General features: G+C 49.7%; 12 protein-coding genes. 10 read left to right on the forward strand and 2 right to left on the reverse strand.

What is annotated here, in order from left to right; all coding sequences use genetic code 11:
* Positions 1 to 102: 102 nt before the first annotated feature.
* Positions 103 to 4,008, forward strand: coding sequence for a collagen binding domain-containing protein (locus MKZ07_RS31015; protein WP_341029371.1), 3,906 nt, complete (start codon positions 103 to 105; stop codon positions 4,006 to 4,008).
* A gap of 154 nt (positions 4,009 to 4,162) precedes the next feature.
* On the opposite strand, the gene MKZ07_RS31020 is transcribed toward MKZ07_RS31015, so the two are convergent.
* Positions 4,163 to 5,311, reverse strand: a complete 1,149-nt coding sequence (locus MKZ07_RS31020) for a response regulator (protein WP_051493657.1) — start codon at positions 5,309 to 5,311, stop codon at positions 4,163 to 4,165.
* Positions 5,312 to 5,523: 212 nt separating this feature from the next.
* Here MKZ07_RS31020 and MKZ07_RS31025 point away from each other — a divergent pair, with 212 nt between their 5' ends.
* From MKZ07_RS31025 to MKZ07_RS31040, 4 genes are all read left to right on the forward strand, one after another.
* Positions 5,524 to 6,066: an RNA polymerase sigma factor gene (locus MKZ07_RS31025; protein ID WP_036696135.1), complete on the forward strand. Its 543-nt coding sequence runs from the start codon at positions 5,524 to 5,526 to the stop codon at positions 6,064 to 6,066.
* Positions 6,063 to 6,533: a zf-HC2 domain-containing protein gene (locus MKZ07_RS31030; RefSeq protein ID WP_036696137.1), complete on the forward strand. Its 471-nt coding sequence runs from the start codon at positions 6,063 to 6,065 to the stop codon at positions 6,531 to 6,533. Before MKZ07_RS31025 ends, MKZ07_RS31030 begins: the two co-directional genes overlap by 4 nt.
* A 61-nt stretch (positions 6,534 to 6,594) precedes the next feature.
* Positions 6,595 to 7,092, forward strand: a complete 498-nt coding sequence (locus MKZ07_RS31035; RefSeq protein ID WP_036696139.1) for a hypothetical protein — start codon at positions 6,595 to 6,597, stop codon at positions 7,090 to 7,092.
* Between the two features lie 19 nt (positions 7,093 to 7,111).
* Positions 7,112 to 8,203: a LiaF transmembrane domain-containing protein gene (locus MKZ07_RS31040; protein WP_083678098.1), complete on the forward strand. Its 1,092-nt coding sequence runs from the start codon at positions 7,112 to 7,114 to the stop codon at positions 8,201 to 8,203.
* A gap of 117 nt (positions 8,204 to 8,320) precedes the next feature.
* Here the strand turns inward: MKZ07_RS31040 and MKZ07_RS31045 are convergent, their stop codons facing one another.
* Positions 8,321 to 9,301, reverse strand: coding sequence for an aldo/keto reductase (locus MKZ07_RS31045; RefSeq protein ID WP_036696143.1), 981 nt, complete (start codon positions 9,299 to 9,301; stop codon positions 8,321 to 8,323).
* A 227-nt stretch (positions 9,302 to 9,528) separates the two neighbouring features.
* Between MKZ07_RS31045 and leuB the strand changes: the two genes are divergently transcribed.
* The 5 genes from leuB (at position 9,529) to MKZ07_RS31070 (ending at position 15,217) form a co-directional block, all read left to right on the forward strand.
* The gene (leuB, locus tag MKZ07_RS31050; protein WP_036696145.1) at positions 9,529 to 10,611 is read left to right on the forward strand and encodes a 3-isopropylmalate dehydrogenase; all 1,083 of its coding nucleotides are present in this window, start codon (positions 9,529 to 9,531) and stop codon (positions 10,609 to 10,611) included.
* Between the two features lie 236 nt (positions 10,612 to 10,847).
* Complete coding sequence (locus MKZ07_RS31055) at positions 10,848 to 11,387, forward strand: peroxiredoxin (RefSeq protein WP_036696146.1); 540 nt, start codon at positions 10,848 to 10,850, stop codon at positions 11,385 to 11,387.
* A gap of 321 nt (positions 11,388 to 11,708) precedes the next feature.
* Positions 11,709 to 12,116, forward strand: a complete 408-nt coding sequence (locus tag MKZ07_RS31060; RefSeq protein ID WP_036696149.1) for a hypothetical protein — start codon at positions 11,709 to 11,711, stop codon at positions 12,114 to 12,116.
* Between the two features lie 334 nt (positions 12,117 to 12,450).
* Complete coding sequence (locus tag MKZ07_RS31065) at positions 12,451 to 13,554, forward strand: ATP-binding protein (protein WP_036696151.1); 1,104 nt, start codon at positions 12,451 to 12,453, stop codon at positions 13,552 to 13,554.
* A gap of 130 nt (positions 13,555 to 13,684) precedes the next feature.
* A complete protein-coding gene (locus MKZ07_RS31070; RefSeq protein ID WP_235218461.1) occupies positions 13,685 to 15,217 on the forward strand; it encodes a leucyl aminopeptidase in 1,533 nt (510 codons plus the stop codon).
* Positions 15,218 to 15,266 lie beyond the last annotated feature (49 nt).

The following is a 15,266-nucleotide window of genomic DNA, read 5'->3' on the forward strand; positions in this document are numbered from 1 at the left end:
CATACATACTAGCGACAGGGGGACGATCGGGAAGAAGCAGGCGGGAACGGGTAATGGCGACGCTGGAACAATCATTTTGCTAAAGAGAGAGGTTATAATTATATGAAGAAAAAGACGATAGGCGCCTGGCTGGTTGTTGTAATGCTGATTACACAGTTTGCCAGCGGTTTCGGGTTCATGACGAAGGTTAAGGCGGATGGGACGGAGATAACAGATCCACTAATTACGAGTGTGACTATGTCAGTCTACGATAATGGTGTTCCTGTAACGGATGTTGTCTACAAGCAGGGGGCTGAGGTCAAGCTGACTTATAACTGGGAGCTTCCCGATAACCATAATTTTAAAGGGGGAGATACTTACTCCTTTGATTTGCCTGACAAATTTGTGCTCGCTTCAGATATTAAAAATGTGGCACTTGTGGCGGATGGAATGAATTTGGGATACTTTGATGTAATTAAAGGCAGCCCGAATAAGGTTGTAATGACGTTGGGCAATGATGTAGATAAGTTTTTCGGAGTGCATGGTTCCTTTACAATTAAAACCTCTTTTGATATGAGCAAATTCACCGAAACAACAGTACAGACGATTGTCTTCCCTATTGACGGCGGAAATCAGACAGTTACAATTACTTTCAAGCCTAAGGTAGACTTGACAATCTCCAAAAGCGGTGTTCCTAAAGGAACTAACTCAGGTAATCTAAATGCGAAACAAATTGTTTGGAGTGTCGACGTTAATAAAGTATTGGATAGCGTCTATGGAGCTAATCTCCTTGATACTATTCCTGCAGGTCTTACTTTGACTAATCCACTGGATGTTAAAGTATATGATCTGAATGTTAAACTTAACGGGTCAGTTACACAAGGGTCAGAAATTTCAAACTCCAGGTATTCGGTTACAACTCCTTCGGGTAATCTGAATGTCGCATTTAATGAATCGCCAATTATTGGCGCTTATCGGATTCAGTTCACTACCGATATTACTGATGCAACCAAAACAAACTTTACAAATAATGCTTCTTTCAGTGGAACAAACTTACAGGCTGTCCCTGCATCGGCAACAGTCAATGTTACTAGAGGAGCTTATCTGAGCAAAAAATCATCTGATTATCATTCTGCAACCCAGGTAACCTACTGGGAGATCAATTATAACTATAACGAGTCATCGGTTCTTAAAGATGATGCCGTTTTAAAGGATTATTTTGATGACTCACAGGAATTGGTAAAGGGTTCCGTAAAGGTATTTCCGGTAAATTTCCTGACAGATGCGGCTGGAACTGTTGGAAGCACTGAGGTTAGTAATTATACGGTTAATCCTGCAACCCAGCCTGAGAAGAACGGATTTGAACTGAAATTCAATGAAAACATCAACAGTGCGTACCAAATTCAGTATCAGACAAAGGCGATCAAGCGAGTTGAGGGACCTGAGACTATTAACAACTCGGTTACATCCGGATCTACAACTGTACCTGGAGTAAGAACTATTGATCAAGTGATTATTAATAAGTCTGCAAGTGTAAACTACAACAGTAAAAAGGTTACTTGGACAGTGGCTATTAATGGTGACAGTTATCCGATGGAGAATGTAGTGGTTAAGGATATTTTCACCAATAAAGGTCTGGAGATTATTCCCGAAACTATTGTTGTTAAACAAGGTACATCAACGATTACCACAGGTTATACTATTGAGAATCTAGTCAATACTACAGGTTTTAATGTTGTATTTAGTTCACCAATTAGTGGACCTTATACGATAAGTTATGATACTTATTTTGATAATAAATGGCTGAATTATGATTGGCTTACAAAGGATGCTGATTTCGTAAATCAAGCGACGGTAGAATGGAATAATCCTAACTCCACGGAACTTAAAACAAAAACTGTAACTGCAAACTTTGATCTTGTTTCTGCAGAGAAAGCCAACGGTTATAAGAGTGGAAGCTACAATGCAAAAGAAAAGGAGATCACTTGGACAGTTGGTGTGAATTTTAACCGGCATACACTAGTAAATGCTAAAGTAACAGACGTACTTCTGGATAATCAAAAATTCGTGCCTTCTTCTGTAGAAATTCACACTATGAATGTCAATGGAGATGGTGGTTACTCCAAAGGATCAATTAAGCTTGCTCCGGGTACAGATTATAATGTTAGCTATAATGAAGTGAGTAAACTGCTGCAAATAGATTTCACAAAAACAATTACAACGGGTTATGTTATTACTTTTAAAACAAGTCTTAAAGGCCAATTGACTAATACATCAACGTTGAACAACACTGCTAACCTGTATAGTGGTACAAAACCGGAGTCCAAAGACCTCAAGGCTTCAGTGACGATTCCCAAAGCCGGCGAATATGTTACAAAGTCGGGAACACAGAATAATTTGAACATTAAATGGACTGTGAATATTAACCACAATCAGTCATACATTGAGTCAGCTAAAATAGTAGATGATCCAAGTAACAATCAAATCCTTCTTCCAGACTCGTTCAAACTGTATGGTACTACAGTTAATTCAGGAGGTACTGTTAATAAGGTGGCTACGCCGCTAACTAAGGGAACGGATTATGATCTGGTCATCACTACTGACCCTGATCTTGGTAAACAACAGTTTGTACTCAGTTTCAAGGCTCCTATAGAGAAACCTTATATTTTGGAGTATGAGTCACTGATTGTGGCCAACGATGGGGATACAGTTTCCAATAGTGTGAAAATAAGCGGAGAAAATTCTACAACGTTCACCAAGCAAACCAGCAAGGATGTTCCAGTTGCACTGTCAGATGCAGACGGCGTAGGAACAGGCAGTAGAAAAAACCTGAAGGTTGTTAAAGAGGATTCTGCCCAATCTTCACTTAAGTTAAGTGGTGCTACGTTTACACTTTATCGCAAAGCTGGAGGAACTGAAGCTGCCTTTAACACACTCACTACCGATTCTAAAGGGGAAATAAACTTTAATAATCTATGGCCGGGGACATATACATTGCAGGAAATTACTGCACCAGCCGGTTATAGCCTTAATCCTACTCGTTATCCAGTAACTTTTAATTCTACACTGGAAACGACTGTGACTGTGAAAAACCAGAAGATAGCAACGCCAACACCGGTGCCGACAGCAACACCGGCGCCAACAGCAACACCAACACCGGCGCCAACAGCAACACCAACACCGGCGCCAACAACAGCACCGACAACGGCGCCAACAACAGCACCGACAACGGCGCCAACAACAGCACCGACTACGGCGCCAACAACAGCACCGACTACGGCGCCAACGGCAGAACCGACAACGGCGCCAACGACAGCACCGACAACGGCGCCAACAACAGAACCGACAACGGTGCCAACGACAGCACCGACAACGGCGCCAACAACAGAACCGACAACGGTACCAACATCACCGCCGGTATACTACACACCTACACCTGAAACATCAAGTGTTCCTGGAGTAGTTGTTACATCAACACCGACACCGTCGGTAACACCGGCACCAACCGTGACTCCGGATGCTTCAAGTACTCCTGGGGTTACAGCAACACCTGTAATTACACCGGCAGTTACGCCAGCAGCCACACCGGCCCAGCCTGGAACGGTTAGCACTCCAACGCCGCAAGCTACACAGGTGACTACGATTGAGGAAGTGCCTATCGATGGTGAGATTCCGCTGGGGGGAATCCCTAGCATCAGTGATGAGCCGGCGCATGGTACAGTAACAATTACACCGGATGGCAAATGGACGTATACTCCAGATCCAGGCTACACCGGCAAGGATAAATTCACGATTGTCGTTACAGATGAAGACGGCAATGAGGAAGAGATTACAATTGAAGTTGGCGTCGATGAAGTGCCTAAGGGCACGGTTACTGAGCCAACTGACAAAGGCAACAACAGCGGACTTCCCGGCAAGCTTCCACAGACCGGAGAAGAAAGTCCTCTCCCGCTGTATCTGACTGGCGGCGGCTTGATTATTCTGGGAGTTATACTGTCCAGAAGATTCAATGCCCGCAAGAAAATGTAGGAGAGAACACCTTATCAAGCATTAACAGCTAATATGGCAGTATAGACAAAGACACCCGCAGCAGGTTGCGGGTGTCTTTGCTGTAACAAATATAAAGTCGCTGAAATAATACCGTCCCCTGAAAGGTCGGCATTGCCGTTTCTATTATGGAGAATCACATACTTCTGAGGTTAAGATGCTTCCATTCGTCATACCAGCGCTTAATACTCGCGGGCGGCTTCACGCCGAGCTCCCGCTTCAGTAAATCCGTCAGAATATGATATTGCTCCTCTACCGCTGAACGCTCCCCGATGCTGTCGTAGACCTTCATCAGCCCGAGATGCCCCTGTTCAAAATAAGGCTGGAGTTGCACCACCCTCTGGTACACGGTAACTGCTTCCGGTATCCGGCCGCTGTCGACATAGAATTCGGCGATATTCATTGCGTGATGCAGCCAGATGGTCCGTAGACGCTGCCGTTCCCCTTCAGCCCAGAGGTAATCGTAATCGTTCAGATAGTCGCCCGAATAGAAATCGAACAACCGCTGATGCTCCTCATAGTTGTCCTTATTGATGGCATCTTGAGTCAGAATGCCCTTCTCCCATTCGTAGTTATCTATCAGCAGGCTGCCGGTCTCCAGGGTGTAGCCTTCTCCCCCGCTGGCATTGCTGATCTGCAGATCGATCTCTGCCTGCTTCAGGGATTGCCGAACCTGATAAATCGTTGTATAAAGATGAGTGGAGGCCTTCTTGAGATTGAAATCGGGCCACAGCAAATCGGTTAAGGTATCTTTGCTTACGAACCGGTTGCGGTTATGAAATAAATAAGCGAATAATTCCTGTGCCTTGGTGGTGCGCCAGCGGATATTGGGCAGCGGCTGGCCGCTGCGTTCGAATCTTAGTGACTGGAAGCTGCGGATCATGACCGTCTGCGCAGGCTTGCGGGAATCATCCTGTGCCTGGCTGACACGCTCCTCCAGCCGCTCAATGGTCTTCAGCAGACGGCCCCGCTGTACAGGCTTAAGAACATAGTCAAGCGCATAAAGCTCGAACGCTTCGATGGCGTAGCTGTTATGGGCAGTCACAAATACGATGCTTGCCTGCGGGCACAGCCTTTGCATGGCCTCCGCAGCCTGGACGCCATTCATCTCAGGCATATCAATGTCGAGAAAAATCACATCAGGGCGTAGCAGCGGAGCTGCATTGACCGCCTCGGAGGGATCAGTATAAGCAGCGATTACATTTATAGTTGTCAGTTCTTCCAGCATCTTTTTCAGCTTCATAAGAGCAAGCCGTTCATCATCTACCAGCAAGGCCTGAATCATATCTATCCCACCACTTCATTAAGGAATGTTGTCTTGTCATAGGCTGTTTAAGGATAATTCGACAAGGATGCGGGTTATCCTCCCTCTAAGCTTGCGCTTGAGGCTGATTTTTGAATAGAAATACTGTTATTCTAAAATAAATTAAAAAACCATGCAGTGGAACCTTAAAGCCAGGCGTCTAACGTTATGTAGCTGAAGGAGGGAAGAAAGACTTGGAAGAGACGGAGTGGATCAGTGCTGTGCTAAGCGGTGAGCATCAGACCTTCGGGAATCTGGTGACCCGTTATCAAGGCATGGTATATAGTGTGTGTATCAAAATTACAGGAGAAGCCGAGTCTGCCAAGGATATGGCTCAGGAAGTCTTCATCAAAGCCTATAAAGCTCTTCCCACCTTCAGAGGACAGTCTTCCTTCTCCACCTGGCTGTACCGGATTGCTTACCGCACCTGTCTGGACTGGAAACGGGCCAATGACCGGGAATGGCGGCACCGGAGTACGGCAGATTACACAGAGAATGACTGGGTGACTTCACAGACACCTGAACAGGCAGTGCTTCGCAAGGAGGCCTCCCGTGAGCTGGGTGAGAACCTGAATAGTCTGGCGGAACCGTACCGGTCGGTTGTGCAGCTGTACTATTTTCAGCGACACTCGTATCAGGAGATTGCTGAACAAAAAGGGATTTCAGTTAAAACGGTTGAATCGCAGCTCTATCGGGCCAGACAGATGATGCGCAAAAGCGGGGAGGAATGGCGATGAATTGTTCAACAGTAAAAGAGTGGATGCCGCATTATATAGATGGACAGTTGTCACCAGAGGCCCAGCAGGCCATCTATCTGCATACCCTGACCTGCCCCGGCTGCGCGGAATGGCTGGAGGAGGCGCGCGGGCTTGCGGCGATGTGGAGCGATATGGAAGCCGGGCTTGATCTTAACGGGCAGGAGCCCGTGTTGCCGCATGACTTCCCTGATTTGACCGGGGATGTTATGGCAAGGATCGGCCAGCTGGAGAACGGGCGCAGAGAACGAATCGTGAAATCCACCATGACCAGACGGCGCACGACCCGGGGAACCTCCTGGATGCATTACGGTGTGGCAGTTGGTCTGACGTTTCTCCTGCTGCAGCTTGGCGTATTTGAGAATTTGGCCTATGGCATTACTGAAATCAACGGGCATATGTCCACATCGGTCAGTTCCTGGTTCGGCCCGCAAGGTAACAATAAATAAATCCATAGCGGCTTCGCCGGTTATCTATTTTATTTCAACAAAACTTTTGGGAGGGTAACATATGATTAAGAAAAGACGCTGGCTCACGTTTCTCCTGGCTATGGTTCCAGGACTGGGCCACATGTATCTGGGCTTTAAAAAATTGGGTCTGGAGTATATGATTGGAGCATCGCTCTGTATTATATTCATTCCGTCAATGCCCGCCGTGTTTCCGTTCGCGCTTGCTGCGCTCTGGTTCTATCAATTATTCGATGCGCTGCAAAAGGCGGCTTGGATGAAGGTATCGGCTGCCGAGCATGAGCGGATGATGTTCCATCCGGACAGCTTTGGAGCACCCTGGTCGATGGGAATGTCTGCGCCCCCGATGTACCCGCATGATGATGTGAATCCGGTGTGGGTCGGTATAGGGTGTGTTATCGCGGGCATCCTGCTGCTGCTTATCACTGCATTTCCCGCTTTGTGGGAAATTCTGAGCGATATGAATATCGGAGCGATTCTACTGTCGCTTGCCTTGATCGGGTATGGATTCAGGATGCTGAAGAATAATTCAAAAGTATAGTGAAATGGGGAATTGAAGGATGGGGAGATGGAAAATCGGCAGCTTTACCGCCGCAATAGGGTGCATAATAGTAGGCGTTATTGTAGTCATGGCTCAGTATGGTGCAATCACGTACGATGTGCTGGGCTATATCTGGCCGGCCCTGCTTATCCTGTTCGGCCTGGAGATGCTGCTTAGGCTCTTCATCAAATCCGATGTCAAAAGCCGGGTAAGCGGCTGGGCCATTCTGCTGATCATTGTGCTTATAGCGGCAAGCGGGGCACAGACGGTGTTGGCTGGAGGATCGCTGAGCAGTATCTTCGGCAATACCAAGCTGGTGCCGGTGAACGGGAAGGTAGAAGTGCAGCAGGATATTAAGAACGTGCGGATTAATCTGCCCCAAGGCAAGGTTAAGCTTCAGGGTGTGGATGGGAACACGCTGGCGTATGAAGGGAAGCTGGAGCTGCCGGGCAATACAGACAATGAAGCGGCAAGTGCTCTGGAGCGTAAATGGAAAGTGACGACCGAGGGCGACACGCTTGTGATGGCGCTTGAGGGAGATTCAGGCTGGCTCTCCAATATCCAGATCGGCTTCAACAACAATGCGCCATATCTGAATGTCAGCATTCCGCAGAATCTGGCCGCTCAGGTAGAGACCAGTGACGGTTCCATCGAAGCCGGGGGACTGGCCGCAGGCATTAATGTGGATACGAGCAACGGAACGATGGATATCCATGATGTCTCTGGAGGTGTGAAGGCTCATAGCAGCAATGGCACGCTGACGGTAAAGAATGTACAGGGCGGAGCAGATCTGGTTAGCTCGAACGGTGCGATTACGCTCGGGAATATTGACGGCGCTGTGTCGGCCAGAAGCAGTAACGGCAAGATAACAGTGAACTCGGCAATCACGGGTGCATGGGAGCTGAAATCCAGCAACGGCAAGATTGTCTTAGGCCTTCCTGCGGTAACGGATGCCAAGATTACGGCAGATACCAGTAACGGATCGCTTAAAGGCGATGTGGACTGGGGCGGCGACGATGAGGACCATGGAACGGCTGTACTTGGCAAAGGCACCCATGAGGTCACCTTGTCCACCAGCAATGGTTCTATAACAGTGGATACGGCGCAATAAAAGACATCAAGCACAAAGAGCTGTTCACCGGTAACATTATGCCGGTGAACAGCTCTTTATTGTAAGAGAAGAAATGATTTCCGGGAGATTATGCGGGCTGCAGCCAGTTAGTCCCGATTACCATGCATATGCCTTCGGAGCTGCGCCGCCGGGTCCGGGGAAAATCTCGTCCAGACGCTTCAGCACGGATTCGTCCAGAACAACCTCCAGGCTGCGCAGCGCGCTCTCGAATTGCTCCAGGGTACGCGGTCCGATTATTGGAGCTGTGACGGCAGGATTCGCCAGCAGCCAGGCCAGAGCGATATTATCCTGCGGCTCACCCAGCTCCAGGCTCAGTTCCGCAAAGGCCTCAAGCTGCTTCTTGTGCTGCTCCACACGTTCCGCGTTGCCGCCGCTGCGGCTGCCCTCAATCTTTTTCAACGCATTGCGGCCAAGCAGTCCTCCGTCAAGCGGACTCCAAGGAATAATGCCTAGGCCCAGATGCTGCGCCGCAGGCAGAACTTCAAGCTCTGGCAGACGGCAGGTCAGGCTGTATTTATGTTGCTCGGATACCAGTCCGAGGAACCCGCGGGCCTTCGCCTCCTGCTGGGCAACGGCAATATCCCAGCCGGCGAAGTTGCTGGAGCCGGTGTAGCCGATCTTGCCTTGGCTGACCGCAAGCTCAAAGGCGCCCCACAGCTCGTCCCAGGACACGTTACGGTCGATATGGTGCATCTGGTAGAGTTCGATGTGATCGGTCTGCAGACGCTGCAAGGAGCCCTCTAGATGACGGCGGATAATGTAGGAAGAGAGGCCGCCTTCATCATTGGGTCCATCCAGCTTGTCGCTCATCGCCCCGTAGACCTTGGTCGCCAGGACAACCTTCTCACGGCGTCCGCCGCCCTGCTTGAACCAGCGGCCGATAATGGTCTCGGTCAGACCCGAGTTCTCACCCCATCCGTACACATTGGCAGTATCAAAAAACTGGACTCCCGCGTCCAGCGCTGCATCCATAATGCGGAAGGCTTCCTTCTCGTCGGTGATGGGACCGAAGTTCATCGTTCCCAGACAGAGGCGGCTTACCTTCATACCAGACTTGCCAAGCTTCGCGTATTGCATCTTAAGATCACTCCTCTTCCATATGATTAGAGATCCGATAATTTCACCTGCCCATTAATTGTAATCAATTGGCGGGACAAGGGCAAATTCACGCTCCGCTTCACTTATAGGCTATATCTATGAACGTGATAGAATCTATATCTTTGTCCTTTGTCCTTCGTTATGATACAACAATATACAGAAGAACTATGTCTGCGACCAGCAGGACTACCTAAGGAGTGACAGGAATGAGCGAGGTCAAAAAAATCGCCGTAATTGCCGGGGACGGTATCGGACCTGAAGTTGTGGCAGAAGCAGAAAAGGTATTGAAGAGAACGGAAGAGTTGTTCGGGTATACATTTGAAACGGAGCACGCCCTGTTCGGCGGAATCGCCATTGATGAACGCGGAACTCCGCTGCCTGAGGATACGCTTGCGATCTGCCGCAGCGCCGATGCTGTATTGCTTGGAGCCGTAGGCGGACCGAAGTGGGATAACAATCCGAAGGAGCTGCGTCCGGAGACTGGACTGCTGGGTATCCGCAAGGCGCTTGGTCTATTCTCCAATCTGCGACCGGCAGTGGTCTTCGATTGTCTGAAGGATGCTTCGACGCTGAAGCCGGAGGTACTGGAAGGAACAGACCTGATGGTCGTACGTGAATTGACAGGCGGGATCTACTTCGGGGACAAGCTGCGCCGTCAAGGCGAGCATGGAGAAGAAGCGGTAGACACTTGTGTCTATAATGTCATGGAGGTTGAGCGGATTGTACGCCAGGCGTTCGAGATTGCCGGGAAGCGCCGGGGTAAGCTGGCGAGCGTAGACAAAGCCAATGTACTGGAGACCTCCCGTCTGTGGCGTGAAGTGGTGAACAGAGTGGCGCCGGAATATCCGCAGGTTGAGGTTGAGCATGTGCTGGTGGATAACTGTGCGATGCAGCTGCTGCGCCGTCCTTCGAGCTTCGATGTCATCGTGACCGAGAATATGTTCGGCGATATCCTGAGCGATGAAGCAGCGATGCTGACAGGCTCGATTGGTATGCTGGCCTCCGCTTCACTGGGAGAAGGCAGCTATGGCCTCTATGAGCCGGTTCACGGCTCCGCGCCTGATATTGCCGGACAAGGACTGGCGAACCCGATCGCCACGATCCTGTCGCTTGCACTGATGTTCCGCATGACCTTCGGCTACGAGAATGCAGCCGCTGCCATTGAAGCCGCAGTTGCAGAGGTACTGGATGCCGGTCACCGCACCAGTGATATCGCAGTTGATAAGAGCAAGGCGATCAGCACCACAGAGATGGGTGACCTGATTGTAGCAGCTATCCGCAAAGCCTAGTTCTACCACATGTATCCCTTTTGACGCAGAACGGAGAAAAACTTCACAAAATGTTGCTTATTTATAATTATTATAAAAAAGTAATCAATGCAATATTGACTTTGATTTTGTACGATGATAACATTTGGTCTGTACCCGTAAGAATGTAACCATCCCATAAAATCAAGAAAAGCATATTGCATCCGGCAACGGTCCGTAGCTGTTTTTCTTACATAATCAAAAGGAGGATTTAAGCAATGGCAGAACGTTTGGTAGGTAAACCCGCTCCTGACTTCTTCATGGAGACAGTAACAGGAGACGGTAAGGATTTCGGTAAGGTAAGCTTGTCCGACTATCGCGGCAAATGGCTTGTATTCTTCTTCTATCCGCTTGATTTCACCTTCGTATGTCCAACTGAAATCACAGCCTTGAGTGATGCTGCTGCTGATTTCGCAGAGCTTGATACAGAGATTCTCGGTGTGAGCGTGGACTCGATCCACAGCCATAAGGCTTGGCTGAGCACACCTAAGGATATGAACGGTCTGGGTCCGGTCAACTTCCCGCTGGCCTCTGATATCACGAAGAAGGTTGCCAGTGATTATGGCGTCCTGATTGAAGAAGAAGGCATTGCGCTGCGCGGACTGTTCATCATCGATCCTGAAGGTGAACTGAAGTATCAGGTTGTTAACCATAATGATGTAGGCCGCAGTGTTGAAGAGACATTGCGTGTGCTGCAGGCTCTCCAATCCGGCGGGCTGTGCGCTATGAACTGGAAACCAGGCGACAAGAACCTGTAAGCTTCCGGGCCTCATGAGCCGCGATCTTTGATATACTAAGAGGACCTCCTTGCGGGAAGTATTATTCCCTTCAAGGAGGTTTTTTGCAAAAAGATAAGAATGTATATGCTTCGCGCTATAATTATCCTTATCGTTCTCGCTGGAACGGTACCGTCCTTTAAAAGGACGGCAAAACCGTTTCCACTTGAGATAAGGGCAGGCGTTTGAAAATGGGCATAAAGGTTAATATATAGCTTGTAAGGGGAGGAATCTCTCCCGCTGCTTTGTAATATACTAATAGGAATTCAAATCAACGACAACACTCAAGGAGGGTGAACAAAAATGAGCTTTTGCTGTGGAGCGAGTATGGTTGGAACGAAGGGGACCCTAAAGCATTATCGCACGCAAGTCCATAATGTTCCCCTGCTTTTTTGTCCGGTATGCCACCGGGTAGAGGTACATTACAAAGTCGAGAATGAATATGAAATTCTGGCGGAATATGCCCATGGCGACGGCGTCACGGATGTGGATTTCCAGGATTATGTGATGGAGGAAGAGGAAGCGATCTTCGAGAACGTCATCAATATGGAGAGCGAGGACCCGCTCGCGATCATACGCAGCCAGATCGATATGTCGCTGGACCTGCTGGCAGTTGCTAAACAGATCGGCGACTCCAAATGGGAACGTGAGCTGAAGAAGCGTCTGGCTGTCATGAGCCAGCGGCGTCTCCGGCTCCAGCAGAAGGCTTGAATATCTGTCTAGCTCCTGCCACCATCATGTTATAAATTAGTGAGCTCCCGCCATATGGCGGGGGCTCTTTTCAATGTATTTGCAGGAAATAAATCATTCCCCTCCTACTTAAATGTGTCTTTAGAATCATTTTAGGAATATTTTTGTCATTCGACAGATTCTCTGATTGCGTTGTCTTCTTCTCTTGGATATGATTGGAATATAGTTGAAACGGTTGGATAATACAATACGATTTTCGAATGTTCTGGCGGCTTCGTCATATACTCAGATACATAGTAATTTGATGTCGCTTAAGCGTCTTCGTCAATTGCAGTAAAAGGGGGAACTTCGTATCGTGATAAGCCAATATCAGGAAAGCTTGCTATTATCGGCAAGAACGTTTCAATCTGGTCCGATGGATACCACATTTGAGGATGTGCTGGAGCACATCGACAGCGGGATTCTGCTTTTTGATGATGAGGGTGTGCTAACTTTTGTCAACAAGCAGATGTATGGCATTCTGGAGCTTAACCGTCACTCTCTTCTGGGTTGCACCTTGCATCATCTGTTATCCCATATTCAGCTTAGCCGCTTCAAGAAGAAGCAGGTGCTCAGGAGTTACCGTGAAATGGTGCTCAAAGGTAAGCCAAGCTATGAATTTGTGGATGAATATGGACGGTACTGGCGCGCAACCCTGTCCAGCGGAGAGGAAATGAAGGGCAGCTACCTGTTCACATTCAAAGAGATCTCCGACTACAAGCTAATTGAACAGACAGCTTACCAGAATGACAGCCTGGCCATGCTGGGCCGGTTATCGGCATCCATCGCCCATGAGATCCGCAATCCCCTGACGGCTATCCGGGGGTTCATCCAATTGCTTCATCCCCATCTGCATCTGCTCGGCAAAGAAGAATATGCGAAGATTATATTAGCGGAGATTGACCGTGCCAATGACATTATTCATGAATTTCTGACTTCCTCTAAGCCTTCTGTGCCGCAGATCAGCATGATTCCTGTCTCTGCATTACTGAAGGAAGTAGTCCTGCTGACAGAGAGCGAGGCGCTGATGAAGGGCTGCCAGATCAACTTGCAGGTGCTCCAGGAGGACCTGGCCATCTCAGGGGATATTAAGCAAATGAAGCAGGTTGTGCTGAATATGATCAGAAATGCGATGGAAGCAATCTCGGAGCGGGTGGATGATTCTGTAGGGCGAATTGAGGTAGGCGCACGTAAAGAAGGAACAGAGGTGCGCATCTTCATCTCTGACAACGGCAAGGGAATGGATATCTGCACGCTTGACAGACTGTTCAATCCGTTCTTCACCACGAAGGAGAATGGGACGGGACTTGGACTCTCCGTCAGTGACCGGATCATCAAGAATCATGGCGGCTGCATCTCGGTCAGCAGCCGGCTGAATGAAGGAACCCGATTCGTCATTTCACTTCCGCTTACTCATTAATGCTTATTTTAAGCCCGTTGTTCTCGGTGGAGTGCATACGGGTTATAATCAATATGTAAGGGCTGATTCCTGCAATGCACGAACAAGTGCGGGAGATCAGCCTTATCTGCGTCTGTCGGAGGGATGAATTTTGATTATTGAATGGAGCAGTGATGCCAGTCAAGCCATGGCCCGAGGAGAGGCTGTATGTCTAATGATCTCAGAGGCACAGGCACAGGGAGAAGGACTTCCGGCGGGCTGGGCCGCGCGAGTCCGCCTATTGTCCGCAGCGGGGCTGTTCAGCGGCAAACAGGGGCAACTGTATATCATGCCCGTAATGGAGCAACCCGAGCAGCCTGTGGTCATTCTGGCCGGAAGCGGAAAAGGCCAGATGGGTATGCACGAGCTGCGGCAGCTGATGGCACAGACTGCCAAGGCGGCTTACAGGCTGAAGGCTGCTGCGCTCGTTGTGCAGGTACCGTCGGCACTAGGCGGGCGTGCTGGGGATCTGAAGGCAGAGCAGGCCGGCCAGGCCATCGCGGAAGGGCTGGTCCTGGGGTCGTTCCGCAGAAGACAATATAAACTGGAACAGGCAGCCTACGCAGGTATTGAGACGGTACTTCTGCGTATGCAAGGCAAGAGCGAAGCAGCAGAAGGGGAAGCCTGGAGACAAGGGATCAAGCGGGGGAAGGCTTTCGGGGAGGCTGCCAACCTTGCCCGTGATTTGACCAACCGTCCGGGGAATCTGCTGACTCCGTCGGGGCTTGCGATGGCCGCTATAGAAATCGCTGAACGGCACGGTCTTCCCGCTGAAGTGTTGGATGAACGGGAGCTGGAGCTTAAGGGAATGGGCGGATTGCTTGCGGTCGGCAGCGGCAGTGTGAATGCTCCCCGCATGATTGTTATCCGCTATCAGGGAACGAACCAATGGGAGAACGCAGTAGGTATAGTCGGCAAAGGAATTACTTTCGATACCGGAGGCATCTCTCTGAAGCGGGCACCGGGCATGGAGAGCATGCACAGCGATATGGCCGGTGCCGCAGCCGTTCTGGCGGTCATGGATGCGCTGGGGCATTTGCGTCCCAAGATCAATGTGGTCATGCTGATTCCGGCGGCAGAGAATATGCCTGCAGCGAATGCTTTTAAACCGGGTGATATCATTACTACTCTCAGTGGAAGAACAATTGAAATTATCAATACCGATGCGGAGGGCCGGATCATTCTGGGAGATGCGCTTACCTATGCCCGGGAGTGGGGGGTGCAGCGGATCATTGACGTAGCCACGCTGACAGGAGCTGTGGTGTCGATACTGGGAGATGTGGCTACAGGGGCAGTAACGAATGATCAAGCATTCCTGGAAGAACTTTTGGCAGCCTCAAGGCTGTCGGGGGAGCAGATCTGGCCGTTGCCCGTCTATCCTGAATTCCGGGAAATGCTGACAAGCGAGGTTGCGGATCTCCGCAATGCTGCCGGGCGGTATGGAGCTGCCAGCACGGCGGGGCTGTTCATTGGAGAATTCGCCGAAGGACTGCCGTGGGTGCATCTCGATATTGCAGGGACTGCTTTTCTGTCAGCGGAACGTGGAATGAATCCTAAGGGGGCCACGGGCGTAATGGTCCGCACCTTGCTGGAATATCTGCTGAGCGCTGCGGCTGAACCGGATTACCGCTCCCCTGAAGCCTAACCCGAATCGTCCTGACAGACAAAGAGCCGCAGAATCTCAGTTTCCTGAG

The sequence above is a fragment of the Paenibacillus sp. FSL P4-0338 genome (genome assembly GCF_038002365.1).
Classification (GTDB): domain Bacteria; phylum Bacillota; class Bacilli; order Paenibacillales; family Paenibacillaceae; genus Paenibacillus_AQ.

Excerpts from the sequence above, each read along its gene's own strand:
- MKZ07_RS31015 (WP_341029371.1), top strand. The coding sequence starts at position 103 with ATGAAGAAAAAGACGATAGGCGCCTGGCTGGTTGTTGTAATGCTGATT.
- MKZ07_RS31020 (WP_051493657.1), bottom strand. The coding sequence starts at position 5,311 with ATGATTCAGGCCTTGCTGGTAGATGATGAACGGCTTGCTCTTATGAAG.
- MKZ07_RS31030 (WP_036696137.1), top strand. The coding sequence starts at position 6,063 with ATGAATTGTTCAACAGTAAAAGAGTGGATGCCGCATTATATAGATGGA.
- MKZ07_RS31035 (WP_036696139.1), top strand. The coding sequence starts at position 6,595 with ATGATTAAGAAAAGACGCTGGCTCACGTTTCTCCTGGCTATGGTTCCA.
- MKZ07_RS31040 (WP_083678098.1), top strand. The coding sequence starts at position 7,112 with ATGGGGAGATGGAAAATCGGCAGCTTTACCGCCGCAATAGGGTGCATA.
- MKZ07_RS31045 (WP_036696143.1), bottom strand. The coding sequence starts at position 9,301 with ATGCAATACGCGAAGCTTGGCAAGTCTGGTATGAAGGTAAGCCGCCTC.
- leuB (WP_036696145.1), top strand. The coding sequence starts at position 9,529 with ATGAGCGAGGTCAAAAAAATCGCCGTAATTGCCGGGGACGGTATCGGA.
- MKZ07_RS31055 (WP_036696146.1), top strand. The coding sequence starts at position 10,848 with ATGGCAGAACGTTTGGTAGGTAAACCCGCTCCTGACTTCTTCATGGAG.
- MKZ07_RS31060 (WP_036696149.1), top strand. The coding sequence starts at position 11,709 with ATGAGCTTTTGCTGTGGAGCGAGTATGGTTGGAACGAAGGGGACCCTA.